Genomic DNA, 259 nt, shown 5'->3' with positions numbered 1-259 from the left:
CTGCTCCCCGACCGACGCCCCCAGCGAGGAGGCGGTCTCGTCGCCCCAGTCCTCGACCGCGTCCGCCCAGTCGTGCGCACCGACCTTGTCCAGCGCCTGGCCGGTCTTGTCGGTGACGTAGTCGACACCCTCGCCGACGAGTTCCTTGCCCTTGTCGATACCGGAACCGACACCGTCGACGATCTTGTCGCCCCACCCCTTCCAGTCGACCATCAGCGGCTCTCCCCCCACCGCGGCTGCTCGGCCTGCTCGATCGTCG

Annotated in this window: 1 protein-coding gene; it reads right to left on the bottom strand. The window is 69.5% G+C overall.

Translation table 11 applies throughout. The annotated features are described in order from the left end of the window. On the bottom strand, positions 1–213 hold a 213-nt coding region (locus IF73_RS38465; protein ID WP_037881958.1), incomplete at its 3' end, for a putative T7SS-secreted protein. Positions 214–259 lie beyond the last annotated feature (46 nt).

The organism is Streptomyces sp. NRRL F-5727 (assembly GCF_000719555.1).
GTDB lineage: Bacteria > Actinomycetota > Actinomycetes > Streptomycetales > Streptomycetaceae > Streptomyces.
This window is presented reverse-complemented; position numbering and strand designations above follow the sequence as displayed.